The 20849-nt window shown below is 63.5% G+C and carries 21 protein-coding genes; 4 read left to right on the top strand and 17 right to left on the bottom strand.

Features of this window, described 5'->3' with window-relative positions:
* Positions 1-157: 157 nt before the first annotated feature.
* From ABIB14_RS10065 to ABIB14_RS10015, 11 genes are read right to left on the bottom strand one after another with little or no spacing between them, the layout of a single operon-like run.
* Positions 158-595 (bottom strand): DUF4913 domain-containing protein, encoded by a 438-nt coding sequence (locus tag ABIB14_RS10065; RefSeq protein ID WP_354235736.1) that lies wholly within the window; start codon positions 593-595, stop codon positions 158-160.
* Positions 596-605: 10 nt separating this feature from the next.
* Positions 606-2375, bottom strand: coding sequence for a type IV secretory system conjugative DNA transfer family protein (locus ABIB14_RS10060; protein WP_354235735.1), 1770 nt, complete (start codon positions 2373-2375; stop codon positions 606-608).
* The gene (locus ABIB14_RS10055; RefSeq protein WP_354235734.1) at positions 2372-3967 is read right to left on the bottom strand and encodes a helicase HerA domain-containing protein; all 1596 of its coding nucleotides are present in this window, start codon (positions 3965-3967) and stop codon (positions 2372-2374) included. The genes ABIB14_RS10060 and ABIB14_RS10055 overlap by 4 nt, the downstream gene beginning before the upstream one ends.
* Positions 3967-5475, bottom strand: a complete 1509-nt coding sequence (locus tag ABIB14_RS10050; RefSeq protein WP_354235733.1) for an SCO6880 family protein — start codon at positions 5473-5475, stop codon at positions 3967-3969. Before ABIB14_RS10050 ends, ABIB14_RS10055 begins: the two co-directional genes overlap by 1 nt.
* A complete protein-coding gene (locus tag ABIB14_RS10045) occupies positions 5462-6775 on the bottom strand; it encodes a TrbL/VirB6 family protein (RefSeq protein ID WP_354235732.1) in 1314 nt (437 codons plus the stop codon). The genes ABIB14_RS10050 and ABIB14_RS10045 overlap by 14 nt, the downstream gene beginning before the upstream one ends.
* Position 6776: 1 nt before the next feature.
* Positions 6777-7529, bottom strand: a complete 753-nt coding sequence (locus ABIB14_RS10040) for a DUF8175 domain-containg protein (RefSeq protein WP_354235731.1) — start codon at positions 7527-7529, stop codon at positions 6777-6779.
* 23 nt (positions 7530-7552) lie between these two features.
* Positions 7553-7825 carry a hypothetical protein gene (locus tag ABIB14_RS10035; RefSeq protein WP_354235730.1) on the bottom strand — a complete coding sequence of 91 codons (273 nt, stop codon included), beginning with the start codon at positions 7823-7825 and terminating at the stop codon, positions 7553-7555.
* Positions 7826-7867: 42 nt separating this feature from the next.
* Positions 7868-8455, bottom strand: coding sequence for a DUF6668 family protein (locus ABIB14_RS10030; RefSeq protein WP_354235729.1), 588 nt, complete (start codon positions 8453-8455; stop codon positions 7868-7870).
* Positions 8456-8490: 35 nt separating this feature from the next.
* Positions 8491-9927, bottom strand: a complete 1437-nt coding sequence (locus tag ABIB14_RS10025) for a chromosome partitioning protein ParA (RefSeq protein ID WP_354235728.1) — start codon at positions 9925-9927, stop codon at positions 8491-8493.
* A gap of 37 nt (positions 9928-9964) precedes the next feature.
* Complete coding sequence (locus ABIB14_RS10020) at positions 9965-10489, bottom strand: hypothetical protein (RefSeq protein WP_354235727.1); 525 nt, start codon at positions 10487-10489, stop codon at positions 9965-9967.
* Positions 10486-11553, bottom strand: a complete 1068-nt coding sequence (locus ABIB14_RS10015; RefSeq protein WP_354235726.1) for a CHAP domain-containing protein — start codon at positions 11551-11553, stop codon at positions 10486-10488. Before ABIB14_RS10015 ends, ABIB14_RS10020 begins: the two co-directional genes overlap by 4 nt.
* A 143-nt stretch (positions 11554-11696) precedes the next feature.
* Here ABIB14_RS10015 and ABIB14_RS10010 point away from each other — a divergent pair, with 143 nt between their 5' ends.
* Positions 11697-12023: a helix-turn-helix transcriptional regulator gene (locus ABIB14_RS10010; RefSeq protein ID WP_354235725.1), complete on the top strand. Its 327-nt coding sequence runs from the start codon at positions 11697-11699 to the stop codon at positions 12021-12023.
* A gap of 268 nt (positions 12024-12291) precedes the next feature.
* Here the strand turns inward: ABIB14_RS10010 and ABIB14_RS10005 are convergent, their stop codons facing one another.
* The 4 genes from ABIB14_RS10005 to ABIB14_RS09990 all read right to left on the bottom strand — a co-directional run bounded on the left by ABIB14_RS10005 (position 12292) and on the right by ABIB14_RS09990 (position 14991).
* Positions 12292-12747 carry a hypothetical protein gene (locus tag ABIB14_RS10005; protein WP_354235724.1) on the bottom strand — a complete coding sequence of 152 codons (456 nt, stop codon included), beginning with the start codon at positions 12745-12747 and terminating at the stop codon, positions 12292-12294.
* A gap of 149 nt (positions 12748-12896) precedes the next feature.
* Complete coding sequence (locus ABIB14_RS10000; protein ID WP_354235723.1) at positions 12897-13520, bottom strand: phosphatase PAP2 family protein; 624 nt, start codon at positions 13518-13520, stop codon at positions 12897-12899.
* A complete protein-coding gene (locus ABIB14_RS09995) occupies positions 13517-14518 on the bottom strand; it encodes a hypothetical protein (protein ID WP_354235722.1) in 1002 nt (333 codons plus the stop codon). Before ABIB14_RS09995 ends, ABIB14_RS10000 begins: the two co-directional genes overlap by 4 nt.
* A complete protein-coding gene (locus ABIB14_RS09990) occupies positions 14515-14991 on the bottom strand; it encodes a hypothetical protein (RefSeq protein WP_354235721.1) in 477 nt (158 codons plus the stop codon). Before ABIB14_RS09990 ends, ABIB14_RS09995 begins: the two co-directional genes overlap by 4 nt.
* Positions 14992-15573: 582 nt before the next feature.
* Here ABIB14_RS09990 and ABIB14_RS09985 point away from each other — a divergent pair.
* Both ABIB14_RS09985 and ABIB14_RS09980 read left to right on the top strand, forming a co-directional pair.
* Positions 15574-15810, top strand: a complete 237-nt coding sequence (locus tag ABIB14_RS09985; RefSeq protein ID WP_234754203.1) for a hypothetical protein — start codon at positions 15574-15576, stop codon at positions 15808-15810.
* A 160-nt stretch (positions 15811-15970) separates the two neighbouring features.
* Positions 15971-17815, top strand: coding sequence for a helix-turn-helix domain-containing protein (locus tag ABIB14_RS09980; protein ID WP_354235720.1), 1845 nt, complete (start codon positions 15971-15973; stop codon positions 17813-17815).
* A gap of 135 nt (positions 17816-17950) precedes the next feature.
* Here ABIB14_RS09980 and ABIB14_RS09975 read toward each other — a convergent pair whose 3' ends face one another.
* Positions 17951-18484 carry a hypothetical protein gene (locus ABIB14_RS09975; protein ID WP_354235719.1) on the bottom strand — a complete coding sequence of 178 codons (534 nt, stop codon included), beginning with the start codon at positions 18482-18484 and terminating at the stop codon, positions 17951-17953.
* A 5-nt stretch (positions 18485-18489) separates the two neighbouring features.
* On the bottom strand, positions 18490-19149 hold the full coding sequence (locus tag ABIB14_RS09970) for a ParA family protein (RefSeq protein WP_354235718.1): 660 nt from the start codon (positions 19147-19149) through the stop codon (positions 18490-18492).
* Positions 19150-20428: 1279 nt separating this feature from the next.
* Here ABIB14_RS09970 and ABIB14_RS09965 point away from each other — a divergent pair.
* Positions 20429-20776 carry a TnpV protein gene (locus tag ABIB14_RS09965; protein WP_354235758.1) on the top strand — a complete coding sequence of 116 codons (348 nt, stop codon included), beginning with the start codon at positions 20429-20431 and terminating at the stop codon, positions 20774-20776.
* Positions 20777-20849: the final 73 nt, after the last annotated feature.

Raw genomic sequence — 20849 nt, 5'->3', positions numbered from 1 at the left:
GCCGGGGCATAGCGCCGGCGTGCCCAGTCTACGGTGTACCTAGCCGCAAATGCTGTTGTCGAAGCGTGGGAAGGCGTAGGTAATTCCTCCAACTATATTGCTGTAATAGGGGTTGCCGAAGTCTTGCAGGTCACTTGTGAACAGTTCTTGACGGGTTCTAGGAATACAAGCGTACGTCCGGGAACCATCCTGCCGGTGCGCGCTTTGATTCCAAGCGGGCGGGGTCACGGTGCCCGGCTTTGTCGCAGTTGTAGAAGGGACCGTGGGGGTCCAGGAGGACGCGCATGTGGTGGTCTGCGTGGTCACGCCACCAGACGCTGATGCCGGTGGCCCCGTCGAGGCGCATGTGCTCCCATGCCCGCCAGAGGGCTTCAACCCGGGAGACGGCTTCGGGGTGGAAGTACCATTCCCTGCACCATTTGGCGCTCCGGTCGTCGACGTCGCGGACGTAGGTGGGGAGCAGCTGTTCGTGCAGGAAATCTTCGGCCGAGCCGAAGACAAGCTGAGGAGCTTCTGCCGCCTCAGCTGCCGGCGCGTCGTGACTGTCGGCTGTGTCGTTGCCGGCCTCAGCGAAGAGCCCGATTTCCTCTGCCATGTATTCTCTCCTACCTGGCGACCCAGGGATTGACCGCTGCGGTTTCGCCGGCGGCCACCGGTTCGGCGTCGTCGTCCCGGCGAGGGCTGTTGGCTTTGATGGATGCTTCCACGGCGTCTTTGTGAGGGCCGGTGTACCAGGGCAGAGTGCGGACGAGGGTGGCGGGTGCGCCGGAGGCGAGGACGACGGCGCGGCCGCGGTCCAGTTCAGCGAGGTTGGAGACGTCGAAGATCCGTTCCTTGCCTTCCTGGCGGGAGCGGCTGCGCCCGGATTTGCCGGAGGAGAGGGAGACGTTGGTGTAGCTGTAGTCCCCGATCAGGTCTGAGAGGGCGCGGAGGAAGCCGTCTTCGGCCACTCCCCCGCCGTAGACCTTGATGTTTGCGGCGGACCAGATTTTGCGCATGTTCGCCTCGCCCCACAGTTCCACGCCCTGGGACCAGGACTGCAGGATCGCCATCACGATTAGGCCCTTGGAGCCGTAGTGGCTGAACTGGTCCGGCAGGGACGCCCAGCGGACCACGTTGGCCAGCTCGTCCAGGGCGAATAAGGCGGGCAGGTCCAGGCGGCCGCCCTGGCGCTCGGCGCGTTCCTCCATGGCCTCGGCAATGGCCACGGTGAGGGCGGTGGTCAGGGGCGCGGCGGAGCCGGCGCCTTCCTTGGACAGGATGTAGATCGTCTCCCCGGAGCGGGCGAAGTCTTTGGGGTTGAACTGCGGGCGGGAGTCCGTGGTGACGGTGGCCCCGGGGGCGACCCAGCGCAGGGTGTTTCTGCTTTTGACGCACTGGACCATTTTTTCGGCGGTCCCGAAAATGCCGTCGCGCTGTTTATCGGCCAGTTTCAGAGTCGATTCCAGGCCCTTGTACTGCAGCTCGTAGCCGTGCTCTTTGAGGATTTCGATGGGGGCCCGGCTGACCTGCTCCGTGACCCACAGGTAGACCTGCGTGATGGGCAGCTCCCCGAGTGCGGCGGCAAGGAAGTAGGAGGACAGGATGTCTTCGGCTTTGGGGTCGAAGTACGCGTCCGGTTTGGACCCGGGGGTCCGTGAGCCGACGGCGAAGTGCTGGGTGAGCTTGTAGGCCTTCTCTTCGTCCGTGACATAGGACAGCGGGTTCCACCACCAGGTGGGTTCCTCCTGGGCGATCTTCTGGGGATCGAACACCCACACCGGAGCCGCCTGGGCCCGGACGCTGCGGGTGCCGTCCACGACGTCGCGTTTGTTCGAGGTGGAGACCACGGCGCCGGGGGCGTCCAGAATGGCCGGGATGACGCGGGAGGTGGATTTACCGGTCCGGGGGCCCCAGATGTCGATGCTGAGGTCTTCCCACGGCTGGATGAATTTCTGCCCGGTGGAGACCACCCGGCCGACCGTAATCCCGGGGGTGTCTTTGACGCCGAGGCGTTCGGCGGTGGCCATGGCACCCTTTTCGGAAAATGCGGCCAGTGACTTGCCGCGGCCGAGGTAGCGTGCGGCTTTGTCCACCCTGGCCCTTTTGCCCGCACCCGTGGCCCGGGCAACAAACACCAGGACGACGCCGACAACCAGCAGTACTGCCAGGACGCCGGCAACGACTGTGGACTGGACCGGCCACGGAACCTTCCCCTTGACCAGTCCGGCGATCAGATCAATCGGGTGGGCCGGGGGTGCGGCGATGCCGGCCAGCCAGGACCCGAGTTGGGCTGCGACCCAGCTGCCGCCCCCAACGACGGCAGCTGCGCCAATGGCCACCCAGATTTCCAGCCCGTCGCCGAGCCCGGCGCCTTTGCGGTTCGGTGCGCTCACGCTACACCCCCTCCCCTGAGCCCGACAGGCCCGTCCACCGCCGACATGGCTTTGGCCAGACCATTCCACTTTTTATTGGTGTCGTTCAGGGACGTCTCGATGGATGTGAGGCCGATCTGGACGGGGATGCCGGGGCGGCCGCCGACCTTGATCAGGAACTTCCCCCGGCCCGGGGGTTCGACGTTGCCGCCGCGGGAGTCCCAGGCGGGCGGGTCCTGCCAAGAGATGAGCTTCTGCTGTTCCTCACCTGAGAGAGGGATCGCTGCGGCCAGCGGCGGCATCTCGGAGGCGGGAAGGCCGCCGCAGATGACCATGCCGGAGCGTTCGACGAAGCCACGGGCCTTCATCCGGTCCTCCTCTGCCGGGAGCGCCAGCAGGTCGGACATGGTGTGGGAAATCATGACCTGCCCGACACCGACCGAGCGGTTGAGACGGGTCAGGGCGTCCACCCGGTCCACCATGCCCTTACCGGCGCGCAGTGCCCGCCAGAGCTCGTCCAGGACGACGAAGTAGTTCCGGCGCGGTTCCAGTCCGGCGTCGGCGAGGGCGTTGGCGACGTTGACGGTGCCGAAGCCGTAGGACCAGCACGCCAGCAGCACGGCGGCCTGCAGGTCCGTCTCGGTTTCGTCGATGCTGGAGACATCGAAGACGACGGCACGGTCGCGCCGCATCGGGTTGGTGGTGTGCCGGGAGAAGATTTCTCCAAGTTTCCCGCCCCCGGTCAGGCCGAGCAGGGTCGCTTCCAGCGCCCGGGTTTCCTGCTGGTAGACGCTCATATCTCCCCGGTCCAGTGCGACCTGGCGCAACTCGTCGGGGGCGGCGGTGATGACGTCCAGGAGGTCTTTCAGGACCGGCACCCCGTCAAAGGTGTCATCGAGGACGCGCAGGGCGCGGTCCAGGATGGTCTGTTCCTGATCGGTAGGCGGGTTGTTCCGGCTGATCGTGATGAGGGAAACAACCATGTTCAGGCGCCGGCCGTGGGCGTCGGCCCGGACCCGGACGGCCGCTTCGTGGTGGCCTTGTTCCTCAAGGAGCTGGGCGACCTCAATGGCCTGTCCCGGGTCGAGGATGTTCAGGTACCCGCGGCCGCGGCCGAGTTCGATGACCTGCCCGCCAAGGGCCTTGATGGCGTCCACGTGTTCGCCCTTCAAGTCCCCGAGGACGAGCGGGTGGACGCCCTGGCCGGAAAGGCCCAGCATCATACGGCGCACGAGCGTGGACTTACCCAGACCGGGCTTGCCCAGGATGAACGCGGAGGGGTTGGAAATCAGGTGGGCACGCTGGAACCAACTGATCGGATCACAGCAGACCGTGGCCTGCGTTTCCTCGTGCCGGCCCAGCGGGACACCGACCATGGGCGAGGACGTGCCGGAGGAAAACGGCCACAGCCCGCAGACCTGCACCGTGGTCCCACGGTACTCACGCACGGCCGGGATCAGGGCGGCAGCCCCTCCCCCGCGGCCGCCCCAGCCACGGGACCCAGGGACACGCAACCGGGCAGGACGTGATGTGGCTGCGCGGAGGTCACGGGCTTCGGATGCCACACCGTCAAGGAGCGGATTCTTCTTCTGCCGGCGAAAGAGCTTCCGCATTACAGGGCCTCTCTGATTTCGGTGGGCAGCAGGATGTGTTTGGGCAGGACCAGCCCGAGCGGCAGGGACGCGGCGAAGGCGGTGTCCTGGGAGCCGTAGGCCCGGCGCAGCAGCACCCGGGCGGTGCCGGAGGTCTGTTCCACGGCGGCGACGGCGTCGGGGAGCCGGGCGGGGTCGGTGACGGTGGCGGTGACGACCATGCCGAAGTTCACCAGCCCGGCACCCTGGGCTTCCTCCTGCGCGGTCTGCGCGGCGGAGCGGGCATCGACCAGGGCGCGGGCCGACGGGCGGTTCCCGGAGGTGATGCGGACGTTGGCATTGTTCTGGTCCCGTTCGACCACGGCGGCGGCACGGGCCGAGTCCATCGGACGGTAGAGCAGGGAAACGCGCTTGCGGTCGATGTCCCCGTGCGGGGCCAGCAGCCGGGAAAGAACCGAGGAGTTCACCGACCCGCGCGGGGCGCCGGTCATGGTCCAGGAGGCCGAGAACGCGCCGTCGTGCCGGTAGTCATCCCAGCCTGCCTGCGTCGCGGACGGGCCGACTTCGCCCCAGGTGAGGGCGACCGGGGATCCGGCGGCGTGCGCTTCGTCAATGATCAATGCCGCGGGTGGGTCGTAGGCGATCCGGACGACCTCGCAGAGTTCCTGCGCGGACATGGGCCGGGCGATGCCGGCGCCGGTGGCCTGCAGCCGGGCACCGAGCCCGGGGATCCGGGATGCCAGGTCCCTGGCGACGCCTTCGGGTTCGCGCTTCCGGGACCCTGTGCGCAGTGCGGCGGTGAAGGTCAGGGACACCCAGGCCCGGACGGTGGCCGAGCCCTCCGGGTAGGTGCGGACAACCTCCCGGAGGATCGCCTTCGCGGCCGCCGGGGCGTCGGGGTGGATGTTCATTTCGACTTCGTTGCGCAGCCGGTAGCCGGAATCCGGTGCGGTCTCCACGGTCACGGCCGCGGCCTCCAGCCCGGCTTCATCCCCGAGTCCGGCGATCCAGCCGCCCCAGTTAGCGACCCACGCGTCGACCTGTTCCGGGTCCACCAGGGACGCACCATCTGGTTCGGTGGAGAAGACCACGGTGAAGTGGTTCGTGGTGGGGACATGGAGCATGGCGAAGGGGCGGTTGTAGGAGTCGTTGAACTCGTACAGCCGGGACTTCGCGGCCAGACCGGGAACCTGGAACATCCCCCACCCGGTGACCCCGAGCGGCCCGGAACGGTAGAGGTTGGTCCCGCCGTGACGGGCGAGACGGAAGTTCATTCGCGTCGCGAACCGGTCCACGATGGACTGTCCGTGCTTGTCCTTGAGGCTCAGTAGCAGCACGAGCAGTCCGGCAAGAGCGAGGACGCTCAGGCCCGGCAGCAGCCCGAGAAACGCGAAGGTGATGATGCCGGCCAACAGGCCGGTCATGACGATGCCGGTGCCGATCGCGCCCAGGCTGCCCAGCCCGGCGGAGCGGGGAACCCGCCAGTTGCCGTAGGACGGTTCCTTGTATTCGGTATTAATTGCTGCCACTGGGGCCCTCCGATGTTACTGATTGGCCGGTTGAATCCTGTGCGGTCTGTTGTGCGGCCTGAGAGGCCCTGGACGCTACTTGTGCTCCCGCGGCGACGACGAGTCCGGCCGGGCCGGCGGCTTTCGCCGCTCCCGACGCGGCGCCTGCACCGGCGGTGCCCGCGCCGGCTCCTGCGACTGAGCCGGAGCTGCCCGCCCCGGCAGTAGCGGCGCTTGTTGTGGTGCCCTTGCCGGGCGCGCCTCCTGGGCCCGGTGAGCCAGGGGTGGGTTTGGCATTGCCGCCGTTACTGCCGCCGGCGCCCTTGCTGCCCTGGGCGCTGGCGCTCGTCTGGCCGGGCTGGCTGGCCGGTGTGGGGGATGCGTTGCCGCGTCCACTGCCGGACCGGGCCATCGAGACGGCACCGGTGGCCATGGCCCCCACCGCAGCTCCTGCTCCCCCGCCGGAACCGGACGCGACCGCTCCCACCATCGGGGTGACGAAGCGCATCAGTGCCGGCAGCGCCAGCAACGCGACAATCATGAGGGCGAACCCGGTAATGGATCTCAGCAGGACGTTCCCGCCCGAGGATCCCATGAGCTTGAAGGCCACGGCGTACACGACGGCCGCAGCGGGCTTGTAGAGGATGAACGCGATGGTCCAGCCGACGGCCTTCTGGAACCACTGCCGCCCCATCTCGGTGTTGGTGAACGACGCCGTGGTCGGCAGGATGCCGGCGAGGATTACGAGCATGCCGCCGCGGACGATCATGAGAACGATCTGCACCAGCGAGGCAAGCAGGCCCACCAGGCCCAGGATGATCAGAATGAAGACCCCGACCCCGGTCTGGTTCGTCATCACCAGGATGCCCATCGCGTGGGCGAAGCCCTTGCCGTCGGTTGCCCGGTCAATGATCGAAGCCGAGAACGCGTCGGCCGCGATCACCAAAATGGAAATCACCGCCAGCCCGAGCCCGGACACCAGCGTGAGGGTCAACAGGGACCGGAGCAGTTCCTTCAACGGAGCCCCGCGTTGCTCCCAGATCATCCGGGTGCCGCCAAGGATGACCGACAAAACCGCCAGCGCCAGGGTCCAGTAGCCCAGTTCCGAATGGACGAAACCGACCACAGGACTGGGGGTGACCCCATCCTGGGATGCGAGGTTGGCCGTAGGCATGGACACCCAGAACGTGGAGAGCGTGGTCACCATCTGGCTCATGCCCTCCATGATGGATTTCGCCAGATTCGTTATTGCGTCGTTGATTGCCCCGGAGGCGATGTTGCCCACCACACACGTCATGTCCCCCAAGCTGCACTCAGCCATGTCAGACGCCTGACCAGAGGATGAAACCGCTCAGATCACTGAGCTGGGCGACACCATTGAATACTTGACCATCATCAGAAGCCTTCACCTTCCAGTCTCCGGCTACCCAGCGAAGCGAAAGGACTGAATGCGCCAGCGCACCATGCGGGAGCTTGATAGCCAGATCGACATCTGCCTCAGCCGGGCTGTAGGACTTAAGCAGGAAGCCGCTGACCTGAGCGGTCTCACCGCTCCCCGCATTCGAAGTCCGCGTCTTGGCCGCCTTGATGGCCGCGTCACGTCCGGGGCCCGGCACCAGAATCTTTTCGGCGAGCTCGAGCTCATCCTGCGTCCCGGACGAGCCAAGGGCGATCATGTTGGCGGCCGCGTAGAGCGCGCCGGTGGGGGAATCTGCGAAGCAGGAGCGGAATCCATCTCCGTCTGTCACGCCCGGGCCGGAGGTTTTGGGATCCGTGGGCGCAGCCATTTTTCCGACCAGCTCCCACTTGGATTTGGGCGCTGCTCCCAATGCCGTTTCCGTACTTGATGGCAGGCCGCAGACGCTCTTGCCGGCAGCGTCGGCCCCCTTGGCGGGGGCTGCAAAGGCGCTGTCCGGCGATGCGGCGGGGCCCGGCTGGGCGGGGCTACCTCCCTCGGGGAGGAAGAAGATCACGACGACGGCAGCGATCAGTGCGATGACCAGGGCGGCCGAGATGATGAATCCGGGCTTGGTGAGCGGGCTGCGTTCGGTACTGCTTTGGGTGGATTCGTTCATGATGAACCTCTCCGGTAGTCGGTTTAGGCGAAGGCGCGGACGATGCCGGAGGCGCCGGTGATGATGATGCAACCACCGAGGACCCAGCCGAGCTTGCCGAGATGTTCCCCGCCATTGCCGCGGGAGAGCTGGATGACCATGCCGATGCCCACGATGATCACGCCCAGGACGCCGAGGACGAGGCCGATGCCGGAGGCCCAGTTCAGGATGGTCAGCAGGCCTTTGGCCTGTTCCGGGACGGTGGGCGTCGGGTTCGGGATAGCGTCGAAGGGAAGCCGGGCGACGATGTTCTGCATGATGAGACCTTTCGGGAGGTGCTGCAGTGGTGGGGTTGGTGGTCAGGTGGCGAGGGTTGCGATGTCTGTAGCGCAGCGTTGATAGTCGCGTCCCGGCGGCCCGGCAGTGTCTCCGTGCCGCCAGGCCTCGACCCAGGGCAGGGTCCAGAGCCGGGGTGCTCCTCCGCCGACGATGGAGGCGAAGTCCCGCAGGGGTTTGGGGGTCTTCCCTGGTGCGTCCGCCAGGACGGCGAGGCCGAGCAGCTCAAAGTCGGGGGCCGCGCCTGATGCCCACTGGGTGAGAGCGTTCCGGGCGGCTGTCAGGCCGCGCATGTCTGCCCGGCAGACCAGCAGCACCCGCGGCGTGCTGCCGTCCTGGAGAATGGGCCAGCAGTGATCGGTGGCGCGTGCCCCGTTGAGGAGGTCCGCGATGCGGCTTTCACCGGATCCGCCGTGGGCGCCGGTGACCCACACCGCTGCGGAGCCAGAGACGGAGCGGCGGGCCAGGCGGTCTGCGGCGTCCGGTTCGACTATCCCCCTCAACGGGGCATTGATCACGGCCGGCGCCGGCACGTGACTCTCCGGGGCTGCCGTGTCCGCGCCGTCAGCGGGCGCCGGGCGGGTGATCCAGGGGTTCAGGGACTGTTGCACGATTTCCTCCTCTCAGAGTCCGTTGGGTGGATGGTTTAGAAGCCGGCGGCGACGGCGGCCGCGGCGGCCAGCCAGGCCCGCTGGGTTGCGGGCTGGAGGGCTTCGTAGCGGATGGGTCCGTTGACCAGGGCCGGATCGTAAGGAATCCGGACAACGGCGCGGACGAACGGTGCGAAGCCGTCAGCGATCCGCTGCGCTTCGTCCTTGGCCCGCTTCAGGGCGTCCCCGCTCATGCTGCGCTTGGCGTCGGTGGACTCCGAGACGATCACGACGGCGTTGCGTGCCAGCTCCGCGTCGTGGCCACCCCGGGATTCCAGCGTCTGCAGGGTCAGCCGCGCGGCTTCGGCGCGGTCCTCGATGGCCGTGACCGGGACGACGAGCTGGTTGGTGTGGTCGATCATCCGACGCCAATTCGCGGCCCGGGCCGTGTTGCCCGAATCCATGACCACCAGCCGGTAATAGCGGGTGAGGACCTGGTGGGCGATATCGACTTCCTCGGCGGTCACTTCGTGATCGCCTTCCTCGTTTTCATCCGAGCGCAGCACATCGAACTTATCCGCGGTCTGGTGGTGAACGAACTTCGCAATTTCGGCCGCGTTCGTGGACGGGGACAGCAACTCGGTGGAGGCGTCGATCAAGTCCAGGACGCTCCGGTCGTGGGAACCCTTTTCGGTCCGCCAGCCCAGGGTGCCCTGGGATTCGTTGTTATCCCACGCCACGGTGGCGGCCCCGCTGTAGCGGGCGAGGATGGCCGAGAGCATCACCACGGTGGGGGTCTTGTTCGCCCCGCCCTTGCGGTTGACCACGGCAATGGTCCGGGGACCGGGCCAGTGCTGGCTCACCGTGCGAATATCCTCGCGTTCAGTGAGTTCTTCCTCTGAGGGGTTCATCCGGAATCCCAGGCGCGTGAGCGTTCCCCGCCAGCCCTGGGTGGCCGGTTCCATTACCGGGGCGCTGACCAGAAACGAGGTTTCCTTCAAGCTGCGCCGCGTCGGCACCGCTTCCTCAGTAACGACAGCTGTCTGCGGTTCCGGGCTGGCCGGCGCGTGGTCGGCGGCGGCTGCAGGGGCGGGAACCGGCACGGGCTCTGCAGGAGCGGCCACGGGCTCCGGTGCGGGAGGGGAAACGGTATCAATCAGAGCCGGTGTGACTATTTTCGGTGTGGTTTCGGGGGCTTCTGCCCGGCGGCGGGTCTGCCGGGGGTCATAGGAGACGGATTCGATCCTGTTATCCGGATGCACGATCAGTTCACCCTGGCCGTCGGGGTCCTCGATCCGGACCCGGACGGGGCGCTGCAGGGTCTGGGCTTCGCCCACGATGAGTGCCAGGGCGTTGTTGCGCAGTTCCTGCACGGAGTCTCCGGCAGGGACGACGCGGGAGTTGCCCGCGACGACGACCTCGGCGGTGCCGTTGTCCCGGACGATGGCCCGGATGTTGGGAAAGGCCAGAACTTGCGTTGGTGTGGTACCCATGAGCTTCTTCCTTACGTGTGAGATGGAGGTGCGGCGCTTAGGGCGACGGCGGGGTGAGCCGGTTGACCTTCCACGGGGCGTCCTTGCCTGTGCGGAGCAGCTGCACCGTGTAGGTCCCGGCATTGGTGGGAACCGCTGCCATAACGCCGTAACCGTTGGCTTCATCGACGCTCAACGTGGCGGGGCCGGTGACGCGGCTGACCGGGATGTTGGACGGGCCCACTGCCGAGTAATCGGCGGTCGCCTGCGGTGTCAGCCACCGGGCCAGGTCATTGGCCCACTGCTTTTCCTCCACCGTGGGGCGGGCGAAGTCCGCCATGGCCTTCCCGGCGACTTCCACCGCTTTGTCTTTACTGGCCTGATCCCAGCCGATGCCAAGGGTGGCCGGGACCGTGCCCCCGGGCGCCTGCGGTCCGCTGTTGGCGCTCAGTGAGACCGGTGCGGACGGCGTGGGGCGGGCGGTGGCTGATGCGGACGGCGTAGGGCGGGCGGTGGCTGATGCGGCCGGTGCGCAGGAAACGCAGAGCAGCGCCACGGCGAGCAGGGTCAAGGGCTTTTTCACTTCTTCTCCTCTTGGGTGGGCAGGTACAGGAAGGCGGAGGGAACCGTGCTGGCCACGGTCCGGGTGTAGTAGGTGTGGTCGGCAGGGGCCGGGTTGCCGTTGTAGCCCTCTTCGACGTAGGTGCCGTTGTCTTTGACTTCCTTGACCACGGCGACGTGGCCGAAGGTGGGGTCCGCTCCCCCGGCTCCGGGTGCGTACCAAACGACCGCGCCGACCCGTGGTGTGTTGCCGGTGGGCCAGCCTTTGGCATCCCAGCCGGCCTTCCACGTCAGGGCTGAGCCGAGTCGCTGCCCGTCCGGGCGGAAGGAGCCGTTGAGGAACTTGAACGGCGCGCCGGTTGATCCCATCTGCTGATTCACCCGCCACAGAGCGAAGTCCACGCACTCGCGGTAGTGCATGCCCAGCGGCGAGGTGCTGGTTGTGTTCGCTCCTACCTGCAGCCAGGTCGGGGAGTTCTTCCACGGGTAGTCATCCCCCGCGCCGGACTGTCCCGGGATGGCGCAGTCGCTGCCTTCCAGGGAGAACTTCGAGCTCGAGAGCGCCTGAACGATTTTGACGGCCTCGGGCCAGTACTTCTGGTAGTGGTACGGGTCGGCGTTGCGCTGGACCTTGTTCCCGGCAATGGTCGGTTCCAACAGCTGCCAGCCGGCCACACCCTGCAAGGCCTTGATGAAGTTAGTCGCGCTCCTAGTGGGGTCCATGCGGTCCGCATAGGAACCCCACGCACCGTTATCGCGCTGCTGGAACAACCCCCGCGAGTCCGGGCCCGCTTCGTCGCCGGCATCCAGCACGCGCAACCCCGACTCCCCCAGAGCCACCATCACGCTGATCATCTGCCCGTTGACCGAAAGGTCCTGCGCTTTGCCGGCGCCCATGATCGCGGCGGCGTTCTTCAGCTGCACCTGGGTGTAACCCTCCACTTTCGTGTTGCCGTCGATGACGACGGAAACGGCCGGCCCGCAGTCGGCCGCGGCGGGTTTCGCGGGGGCCAAAAGCAGCAGCATGGAGAAGGCAAGGCCGATCAGCACCGCGGGTACCGCGACGACGGTTCCGGTGCTGAGCATCTTGGACGCCTTCACGGCAGTTCCCCCTTTCGGCACTTCTTGTGGATCCTCATAAGCATGAGCAACATCTTTAAAGTGATGCTAACATCATCAAAAATATGTTGGTACTTCATGAGGATGAGGCGGTGGGCGAGAATTGACGAATGCCCCGCATCTACAAGCCCCTTCCCGGACAGCCGCTCGCGGCTGAAAGAGCCTTGAATGTGTTCAATGCCAACACTCTGCGGGCGGCCGTAATCAGGGACCTGGCCCAGAATCCTGGCGGCGACACCACCGGAAACATCGCAAAGCGCATCGGCGTGGACTACCGGCAGGTCTACACGCATATCAAGACGCTTGAGGCCGAGGGGCTGGTCTCGGCTGCGGGCGAAGTTGGGATCCGCAACGGGCAGCGCGTGCAGTACTCCCTTGACTTGGGGAGGCTGAGGGAGCAGGGCCTCAACTACATGAGGTATCTGTCGGGAGAGTAAGTGCCGAATGTCGCCGCAGTCGAGAAGACGGCCGACGCCGGGATGTTTTGGATCGATGTCGGGGGTGCCGGGAGTTGAGCATCCGGGGGCTGCGGCTAGAGCGTACGGCGGCGCACTCGCTGCGGGGGTGTAGCCCCTACTACCCCCCCAACCTGTTGTAGGGGCTACACCTGTGATGCCATTCAATGTGCATGGTCAGGCAGTAGAGGGCGCCTGGAGAATGTCATATTCCAGAGTCTACTGAAAAAAGTTCAGTAGTGAAAATTTTTCAGTTAGGTGGGCTTTTTCTCTCGGGCCTGGGTGGAAGATTTCGGAGGGCTTCAGTCACCGCGCGAAGGGCGTCGATGTTCACTTCTCCCAGAACCCGCGCTGCGAAGTGCTCTACTTCGGCAATGCGGTAAGCCTCTATCAGGCGGAGTTCAGCCTCGACCCGTTCCGGGATGGGCCCGCTGCGCTGCAGCAGGTAGTTCTCGTCAACGTCAAAAAAGTACGCCAGTGCCTTAAGCAGTTCCGGATCCCAGCGGTTATCAGGAGAGCCGGCCAGGAGCCGGTGCCAGCGCGTTCTGGTGAGTGTGAGCCCCTGCTTCGCCAGGCCCTGTCGAACGTCTTCGTATGTGAAGCTGTCGGCGTCTTTGGCATGCACGATGTCCAGAAGAAGCTGGATTTTCGACGCGAGAACCTCTTTATCGCTGCGAGGATCTATAGGGTTGTCGTTCGAATTCACGCGTGATCCTGCTCCCGGCCAACGAGGGCGGCCACATCCCGAGGGCGGCGCTCTGCCAGCGGTAGCGAAGTCACAGCCCTCCTTTTAATTCCGTGTTCGTTGATGCCATTTGTCAGGCCTCGGCGGCTTCGTGGGATGCCACGTGAAAATCAGCCGATTATGAGAGTATATGAGGCTCCGAAGGCGATTACGCCGGTTATGAACCCGGCGATGACCTGAGACGCTGAGTGATCCCGGAGATAGACCCTGGACCAGCAGACCAGCGGAGCCGCCACCACGAAGGGAAGCCCCAGCCAGCCGAACATCAGCACGGCTGACACGGTCGCGCCGCCCAACGTCATTGCATGGCCCGATATCTTCCAGATCGGACTGACCAGAATGAGGGCCACAATCCCGCAGAGAATGCCACCAACTAGTCCCCAGACGGGCTGGGGTGCACCCGTGATCGAGAGGATTGCGCAGCCAAGCAGCGACGAGCCCAAGGTCCAGAGCATGACCGGGCGGCGTTGTTTCTTGTCGCCAACATGGTGGTCCGTCAGCTGGCCTCTCTTGGCCAGGATCAGTACGACGCCAAATGGCACCAGGCAGATGAAAAGGGCAGCGATGATGCCCGACCAGACGGAGACCATCCACTGGTCACTGAGCAGAGAAGCCAAAATCAGCAGGAGGGACAACACCAGGGGCGGCTGCGCGATCTCGGTGGCGGACCGGGCCACACGTCCGATGGCCGTGGCGGACCTCTCTGCGGTCAGGGTCGTGGTTGCTGTTGTCACTGAGGTGCCTTTACCGGCAGCACTGATTCCAGGGAACCGACACCGCCATCAAATCGTGCTTGGACCGCGTCTAAGACACGGCCGGCAAGCAGGGGTGTGGATTGCCCGGAGAGGGCAATCTTGTGATCGCTGGAGCGAATCACGTACTCGTACAGGCGAATGGAGGGGTACTTCGCAAAGAAGCTGCTCGCAATGCCCGCAATCCACGCGGAACGTGAGAAGCCCCAATAGGCTCTACCCAGCGTGACCGTGAGAAAGACCAAGGCAGCCCGGTCCCAAAGCTGAAGCCGGCGGCACACCCTAACCAGCGGAGGGACGCCCAGCCCTAGAGAAGTCAGCAGAACCCCGCCGTAGAACAGCGGACTGAACAGGACGTACAGAACCTGGTGGAGAGATGAGTTTCCCGCACCAATGTGCATGGCGGTCATATAGGCGATCTCTTCGGCGGACGCGATTGCGACCAGAGCCATGCCGGATGCAACAACCCGGGAACTCACGCGGACGGGCAGGCTTTCCTGAGGCCGGAGGCAAATTCGAAGGACCGAAACAGCCAACAATGCCAAAATGCTCATGTAGACGCCGGCATAGATGAAGACAGGCAGCTGCTCGACATTTTCCGGCACGAAGCTCAAGGAAGTCGGGACGAAGCGCTGGCACAGGAATGGAACGGTGATCGCAACTGCTCCGAGGCCAGCAGCAACGGGTCGGTGGCTGAAGCGGGAACGGAAGCTCTCATCCGGAGAGTAGGCAGCGAAGATTCCTTCCCGTATCAGCCAGACCGCGCTCGTGACACACAAATTGCGAACAAGATGAAGGAAGTTGACGCCGCCAAGGGCAGCATCAAGGGTTGCCTCGGGTACGACTACACCCGTCGAAAAGAGGCCCAGGACACCTATTCCGATCGCACCAAGAAAGGCCGTTGAGGAGCCCCACCGAGCGACAAAATACAGGCGAAAGGCAAACACGGTTGCCAGGATCCAAAACGCCGCGGCCGTCATAGGCCAAACACGCGTTCGGCCTTCGTGGCTTCCTTGGCAGGAGTGGCATGCAGAACCCGTGCCAGGCCGAAGGCCAGATTTTCGGCTGCAGCCTCAGCCTCGTCCAGGGGAACGTCCACTGCACGGCACATCCAGCTGACACCGTTCCGCTTACCTATGCCGGAAAAGAATGACCCTGCGACCAGCCCGTCGAGAGGCTTCCCCTGGTGGCCCAAGAGGATGTGGCTAAGTTCATGCAGCACGACGTGAACACTCCAAGCCCTGGCACCCTTCAGGTAACGGACGATGCCATGGCTGGGAGTATCGATCCAGTGGCCGGTGACACCTTCCCCAAGGCTGTCCACAGTGCCTTCCTCGAAGACCAGACGTTTGCCGTACTTTGCTTCAACCACATTCACCAAGTCGCTCAGGTCCGGATACTCAGGGAGTCCCAGGGTGTCGATGACATCCGCGGTCAGTGAGGCCTGTTTCATGTCCCTGTCTGCTCCGGTAATCCACTGAAATTATTTCAGTAATATGTACTATGAAGATCAGCGCGAAACGCGCCTTAGCAAGGAGCCACCCTACCAAGCTTCCAAAAAGGGCAGCAGTCAAAGAAGGAAAGGAACGCCCGGTGACCTCAGACCTGGACACATTCAGCACCACCGAGCTCGACGCATTTTGGTTGACCCCGTTCGGACGTCGCCCTGCAGCGCCTCCCCAACTCGTAGGACATCAGAAGCCATATGTGGCCAAAAATGATTTCGAGCGACAACACGGTTTTGACGTCACTACCGTGGAGAGCGCACTTCGAGTCGGCGTTTCAGGCTTCGTCGCCTCCACGATCCGGGAGCGAAGGGGCTTGTAGTGGCCTTCGCCTCACTGCAGGGAACCCCACCCTTTTGAAGCGACACGCCCTAGTTACAGTAACCAAATCCACTCGGCCGGGTTTCTTGAATGCTAGGTTCGGAGGAACCTAAAACAGTAACCAAAAACTGTTGAGGGCCACCGACGATTTACAGCACTGAGCCAGTACAGGTGGAGACAGTCTGTACGAGATTCAAAGGACATGACACATGACTGCTGTTGCCCACCGGGGAGGCGGACGCCCAAGCAAGGGCCTCCGCAAGTACATTGGTTTCCGTGTTCCTGCCGAGATGGCAGACCAAGTTGCTCAGGTGGCGGAAGCGGAGGGCGTCACGATCACGGACTACGTGGCCTCGGTTGTAGCAAAGCAGCTTGAAGTCGATCTAGAGCGTCACGACCACCACAAGTTTCAGGAGGAGCTGCCCATTGGCCGCATCGCCTCTTAAATGACGAAGGCCCGCACGAGGCGGGCCTTCTAAGCATTTGACTCAATACCTTTTTTGCTTGCCGGCGACGAGGTAGAGAGCCCTTAAGAATCAACTCGGACCTTGCGGTCCGGGCATTTTCCTATCCCTTGAGAGGACTAGCATCATCGTACCCCACGAGATGCGCGCATGCACAGACTCACAGAGTCCGGGCGCGCCGTATGCACCATGTCGTCCGACCGAGGCTTGGACCGCATTAGCTCACTTGCTTGCCGGCCAGCCCCGCGTTCGTATTTCCCGCGACGGGGGAAAGTCGTACCCGCAGAAGCATGAGCGGGCTCTCACGGAGGGGCTCCCTACTTTCCCGGCGGCGGTCCGCATTTTTGGCAAGGACGGCACGTGTGCGGCGATTTTCCTTGACTTCGACTCCTCAGTTGCCGGTCGTGACTGGGTCGAGGCTGATGTTAGGGCCGTGCAGAGATGGCTGCATTCCTGCGGAGCGCGATGGATCGAGGACTACTCCCCCAATGGCGGCCGGCACGTCTACATCCCGCTTGAGCAGCGGGTGACCTTTTCTGAAGCGCGTGATCTTGTCGAGGCTCTGGGCACCCGGTACCGGAGCCTGGACAAGACCCCGCACCAGAACCTCCTGCATGGCTGCATGCGCACGCCCGGTTCTCCGCACAAGCGCGGCGGCCACCAGGAACTGGCGATGAGCCTGAACATGGCCTACGACATCGCCCGCCGGCCCAACGCCGCCGCCGTTTGGGCGGCAATGACTGCCGACCTTACGCGGGAGATCGCCGCCGTCCGGGCGCTGCGCCTCGAGCAGACCTTCACGCCCTCGTCAGCAGAAACCCCGAAAGTCGCGCACCCCGCCGGGCGGATGTCTCGGACTATGCAGCTGATGGCCCAGACCGGGCTCTACGACGCAAACCGTTATGCCTCCGATTCGGATGCCCGCCAGGCCATTATCACCGGGGCCGCGGCCGCCGGCCTGGAACTCGTGGACGTCGAACGCAGGATGCTGCAGGGGACCTGGCCCGGATTGGCCTCCTTCTACGCCCGCTACGCGTCCCGGCACCGGCTTCCGGCGATGCGCCGGGACTGGCTGAACGCGATGGCTTATCTGAGTAAAAACCCCGGGATCAGGGGCGGAAATAACAATGTCCGTAGATCCCCCACAAGCCCGCCAAATACACAGCCCCCGGTACTACGAGGCTTGACCAAAATTTCGTCCAGTCCCGATGCTGAGCATCGCTTCATTCGGACCTGGCGCAATGCGTTGCGCATCAGGGAAGTCAGCTACCAGGAATCGCGCACGGGTCTGGCGCGGAGAATGGTGCTTCGGGCACTGGGGGAAGCAGCTCACCTGACCGCTTCGAGGTTCATTGAATTCGGCGTCCGCTCCATTGCGGTGGCGACCGGCCTGGATCACACCACGGTCGGTCTGCACTTGCGGGCACTCCGGGCGGAAAGGGATCCTCTGGTCACACTTGTGGAAGAAGGTCGCGGGACGAAGGGGGACCTCTATATGCTTACCGTCCCCGAAGAACTGAGGACCGCGGCTGAAGATGCGTCCTGGCAGAAGGGGAAGATTCACGCCCTGCGTCCGGTGTTCCGGGAACTTGGCCTGCCGGCTGCGTTTGTCTATGAAGCACTGGAGCACTCCCCCGCGCTGTCGACGGCCGAGATCGTCCGGGTTACCCGGCTGTCGCGGTCCGCCGTGCACGAGGCCTTGGAAATACTGGCCGCCTGGAACCTGATCTCACGGAACGCCGTCCGCGCCTGGTCAATCGTCGCGGCGACGTCGCTGAGGCAGCTTGCTGAAGAGTTCGGGGTCCTGGAAGCTGTAGCCGCGCAACTGCAGCGATACCGGATCGAGCGCATGCTCTGGCGCGAATGGCTGGCCAAAAACGTCAACACCGTCGCGGAGCTCCTCTCCCCCGGCGAGGACTATCCCTGGGAAGCATTTGAGGGCCCACCGGATGACTGGGCCCTCAGTGACGCGGCTTTCACACGATGATTGGTCGAAATGAGCATGGGTAGCCTGGTAGTACCGTAGTCTGTGAGCTCGTTAGTAACAGACTCACAGACTACGTGATTCAGTCTTTCGCTGAGGTCGGGTGCGCCTAAATAACTTAGGAGCCATCAACTCGACTTACGCACGTTGTTTTAGGCCCAATGCAAGACGAAGCTCATCTTCTGTGGAACCCACAAGTTCCTTTTGGCGCTCCAGCAGTAGATCTACGGCAACACGGATCAGCGTGTTGTCGGTGATTCGCTCCCCCTTTTGCCTGCGGGCGCGTTGAACCTTGGAAGCGAGCACCGTCAGCTGGTCGGCCTGGTCTGTGTGCAGCCTTAGTTCCTTGCGGACTAGATCGGTGTAATGGGTATGGCTCGACACAACGGGTTCCGTGCCCTTTTGTGCGGATTGGCGTGATAAAGGGTCCTCATCCGCGTCTTTTAGCTTCTGCTCGGACTCGGACTCCACTCCCCCGTTAACCTCGAGCGGTGCAGGTTCAGCAGCCGGCGCAACTTGCGTCGGCGAGTGTGATTTAGAGCCACCGTGCAGTGCCGCGGCCTCATGAACAATATGGAGAGCGGGAGCCTCCACACCGAGGTCAATTGGAGGAGCGTCTTTTATCTCACGAGTCTGGTTGGCAAAGTTCTTGAATCCACCTTTGAGAGCCATCGAGGTCAGCCCTTCCTGGTCTTGGCCCAGAGACTGAACAGTTCGAGGGCGACGTCTTTGTAATCCATAGTTGCTTTCTCGGAGTTGCGGCTCTTCTCGTAGGAGGTAACCACGGTCCCGTACATTGGTGCCCGCTCGTGTGCCTTGTATGCACGAACGAAGGAGTTACAGACGAGTATCCCTTGCTCTCGCAACATTTCCTGTGCGTCCAATGCATCTTGTGGGGAACGCGAATCGGCCTTTGTAACCACTACCCTGTAGTCCAGCCCGGAGGGCTGAACTATCTTCTCGAATGTGTAGACGAGAGGCAGCAGTGCCAATGGAGTTGCTTCAGTCGGCATTACGATGAAGTCAGACTGGCTAACAATGGCCTTGAGTACCTGAATGTTTTCCAAGTTGCCTGGCGTATCGACGAAGACCGTGTCGTAGTCGAGATCACGCATTTGTGTGAGCGCTTCAGGATCTGTTTCCGTTGCGACGTCGAACTGCAACTGGTCCTTTTCCGGAAGTTCTTCTGCATTCGTGGCCCACATCGTCACCGAGCCCTGAGGGTCGGCATCGACGACGAGAACTTTCGAGCTCTGCGCGGCAACGGCGGCAAGATTCATCACGGTAGTGGTTTTCCCCGCGCCGCCTTTTTGATTGACGACTGCTACAACCCGCATGATCGCTTCCTTAATATCGGATTTGAGAGCGCTCGGACCGACGCCGGGTAGAAGAGATCTTCAATACTGCAGGACCACGAGGGTCAGCAAATAACGGAACAAACGTCCGTCTCCAGTCGCCGGCAAGCGCTACGCCAAAAATACCAGCACTACTCCCCCATCGACGGAAGAATCGCCGTAAAGGCACAGAGTCACTGAGTGCGTTTCTCTGTGACTCTGTTAGTCACCGAATCCCCGACGATCGACACGAGTTGTCGGTGGCGTGGTTGCGGTGGGAGCTGCCTATAGGTGGCGTTTGGGAGCAGTGTGTTCGTACTCTGTGAGTTCGTCGACTAACAGAGTTCCGGAGTCGGGGACTAACGGACTCCGGAACTTCGGGAGTTGCTGCTTTATGGGGGTGCAGGGGTGCCAGGTGAATCGCGGGCCATTCGGAGTCTGTTGGTCTGTAAGTCTCGGAGTCTGTCTGTTTTGCGGCATTGGGGGCGGCGTGCTCGCACAATGTGAGTTCGTCGACTAACAGAGTTCCCGAGTCATGGACTAACAGACTCCGACTCCGACTCCGGGATTTCGGGAGTTGCTGCTTTACGGGGTGCAGGGGTGCCTGGTGCATTGTGGGCCGTTCGGAGTCTGTGAGTCTGTGAGTCGGTGAGTCTCGGAGTCTGTCTGTTTTGCGGCGTTGGGGCGGCGTGCTCGCACAATGTGAGTTCGTCGACTAACAGAGTTCCGGAGTCAGGGACTAACGGACTCCGGGATTTCGGGAGTTGCTGCTTTACGGGGTGCAGGGGTGCCTGGTGCATTGTGGGCCATTCGGAGTCTGTGAGTCGGTGAGTCGCGGAGTCTGTCTGTTCGCGGTGTTTGGCGGGATGCTCGTACTCTGTGAGTTCCCAGCCTGACAGAGTTCCGGAGTCGGGGACTAACAGACTCCGACTCCGACTCCGGGATTTCGGGAGTTGCTGCTTTACGGGGTGCAGGGGTGCCTGGTGCATTGCGGGCCATTCGGCGTCTGTGAGTCGGTGAGTCGCGGAGTCTGTATGTTCGCGGCGTTTGGCGGGATGCTCGTACTCTGTGAGTTCTAGACAGACGTACTTTTGGAGTCGCGGACTGACAGACTCACGGAGTCGCGGACTGACAGACTCACGGACTGCCGGCGCTGTTTGAGGCCAGGGTTCCACTCTACTGAAAATGTTTCAGTAGAGTGGAACCGTGGGAGGAAGAGAGAAGCAAGTAGATGGCCAGTTGAGCTTTGAGGCTCTGTGGGCGGCACCAGAGGAGGATCGTGATGAACAAATACGGCAGGCAGGCTCAGGAAGCCTGGAAGACAGCAAGCCCGACGCGCTACAGCCAGATCCAGGACCCGGAGGACTTCTTTACCAAGCTGGGGGAGGAAGCCCAGGAACAGGTGGACGGGCTGCTGCTGAAGATCGCAGGACCGGACCCGCAGGACGAGGGATATCTGGAGAAGGTCGGCCGATTGAACGTGGCACGGAACCAGGCAGAGGAGATCGTCCGCTACGACCTGCTCTCGCCACCGGAGACGGAGGACGAGGCGGACGAGTACGTGAACCCGAGTATCCAGGAACACCTGGAGTTTATGGCCGAGGTGCAGAAGCTCAGGGAACAACTCTAGACACCGATCCCCACAGGTTCCGCCCCTCATCCCAAGACGACCTTGCACCATCGGGTGCCCGGAGCCGCATTCG

This window comes from Arthrobacter sp. UYEF3, assembly GCF_040546245.1.
Classification (GTDB): domain Bacteria; phylum Actinomycetota; class Actinomycetes; order Actinomycetales; family Micrococcaceae; genus Arthrobacter.
This window is presented reverse-complemented; position numbering and strand designations above follow the sequence as displayed.

Coding starts and splice junctions, on each gene's coding strand:
- ABIB14_RS10065 (WP_354235736.1), bottom strand. CDS start 595: ATGGCAGAGGAAATCGGGCTCTTCGCTGAGGCCGGCAACGACACAGCC.
- ABIB14_RS10055 (WP_354235734.1), bottom strand. CDS start 3,967: ATGCGGAAGCTCTTTCGCCGGCAGAAGAAGAATCCGCTCCTTGACGGT.
- ABIB14_RS10045 (WP_354235732.1), bottom strand. CDS start 6,775: ATGGCTGAGTGCAGCTTGGGGGACATGACGTGTGTGGTGGGCAACATC.
- ABIB14_RS10040 (WP_354235731.1), bottom strand. CDS start 7,529: ATGAACGAATCCACCCAAAGCAGTACCGAACGCAGCCCGCTCACCAAG.
- ABIB14_RS10035 (WP_354235730.1), bottom strand. CDS start 7,825: ATGCAGAACATCGTCGCCCGGCTTCCCTTCGACGCTATCCCGAACCCG.
- ABIB14_RS10025 (WP_354235728.1), bottom strand. CDS start 9,927: ATGGGTACCACACCAACGCAAGTTCTGGCCTTTCCCAACATCCGGGCC.
- ABIB14_RS10015 (WP_354235726.1), bottom strand. CDS start 11,553: ATGCTCAGCACCGGAACCGTCGTCGCGGTACCCGCGGTGCTGATCGGC.
- ABIB14_RS10010 (WP_354235725.1), top strand. CDS start 11,697: ATGCCCCGCATCTACAAGCCCCTTCCCGGACAGCCGCTCGCGGCTGAA.
- ABIB14_RS09995 (WP_354235722.1), bottom strand. CDS start 14,518: ATGACGGCCGCGGCGTTTTGGATCCTGGCAACCGTGTTTGCCTTTCGC.
- ABIB14_RS09990 (WP_354235721.1), bottom strand. CDS start 14,991: ATGAAACAGGCCTCACTGACCGCGGATGTCATCGACACCCTGGGACTC.
- ABIB14_RS09985 (WP_234754203.1), top strand. CDS start 15,574: ATGACTGCTGTTGCCCACCGGGGAGGCGGACGCCCAAGCAAGGGCCTC.
- ABIB14_RS09980 (WP_354235720.1), top strand. CDS start 15,971: ATGCGCGCATGCACAGACTCACAGAGTCCGGGCGCGCCGTATGCACCA.
- ABIB14_RS09975 (WP_354235719.1), bottom strand. CDS start 18,484: ATGGCTCTCAAAGGTGGATTCAAGAACTTTGCCAACCAGACTCGTGAG.
- ABIB14_RS09970 (WP_354235718.1), bottom strand. CDS start 19,149: ATGCGGGTTGTAGCAGTCGTCAATCAAAAAGGCGGCGCGGGGAAAACC.
- ABIB14_RS09965 (WP_354235758.1), top strand. CDS start 20,429: ATGAACAAATACGGCAGGCAGGCTCAGGAAGCCTGGAAGACAGCAAGC.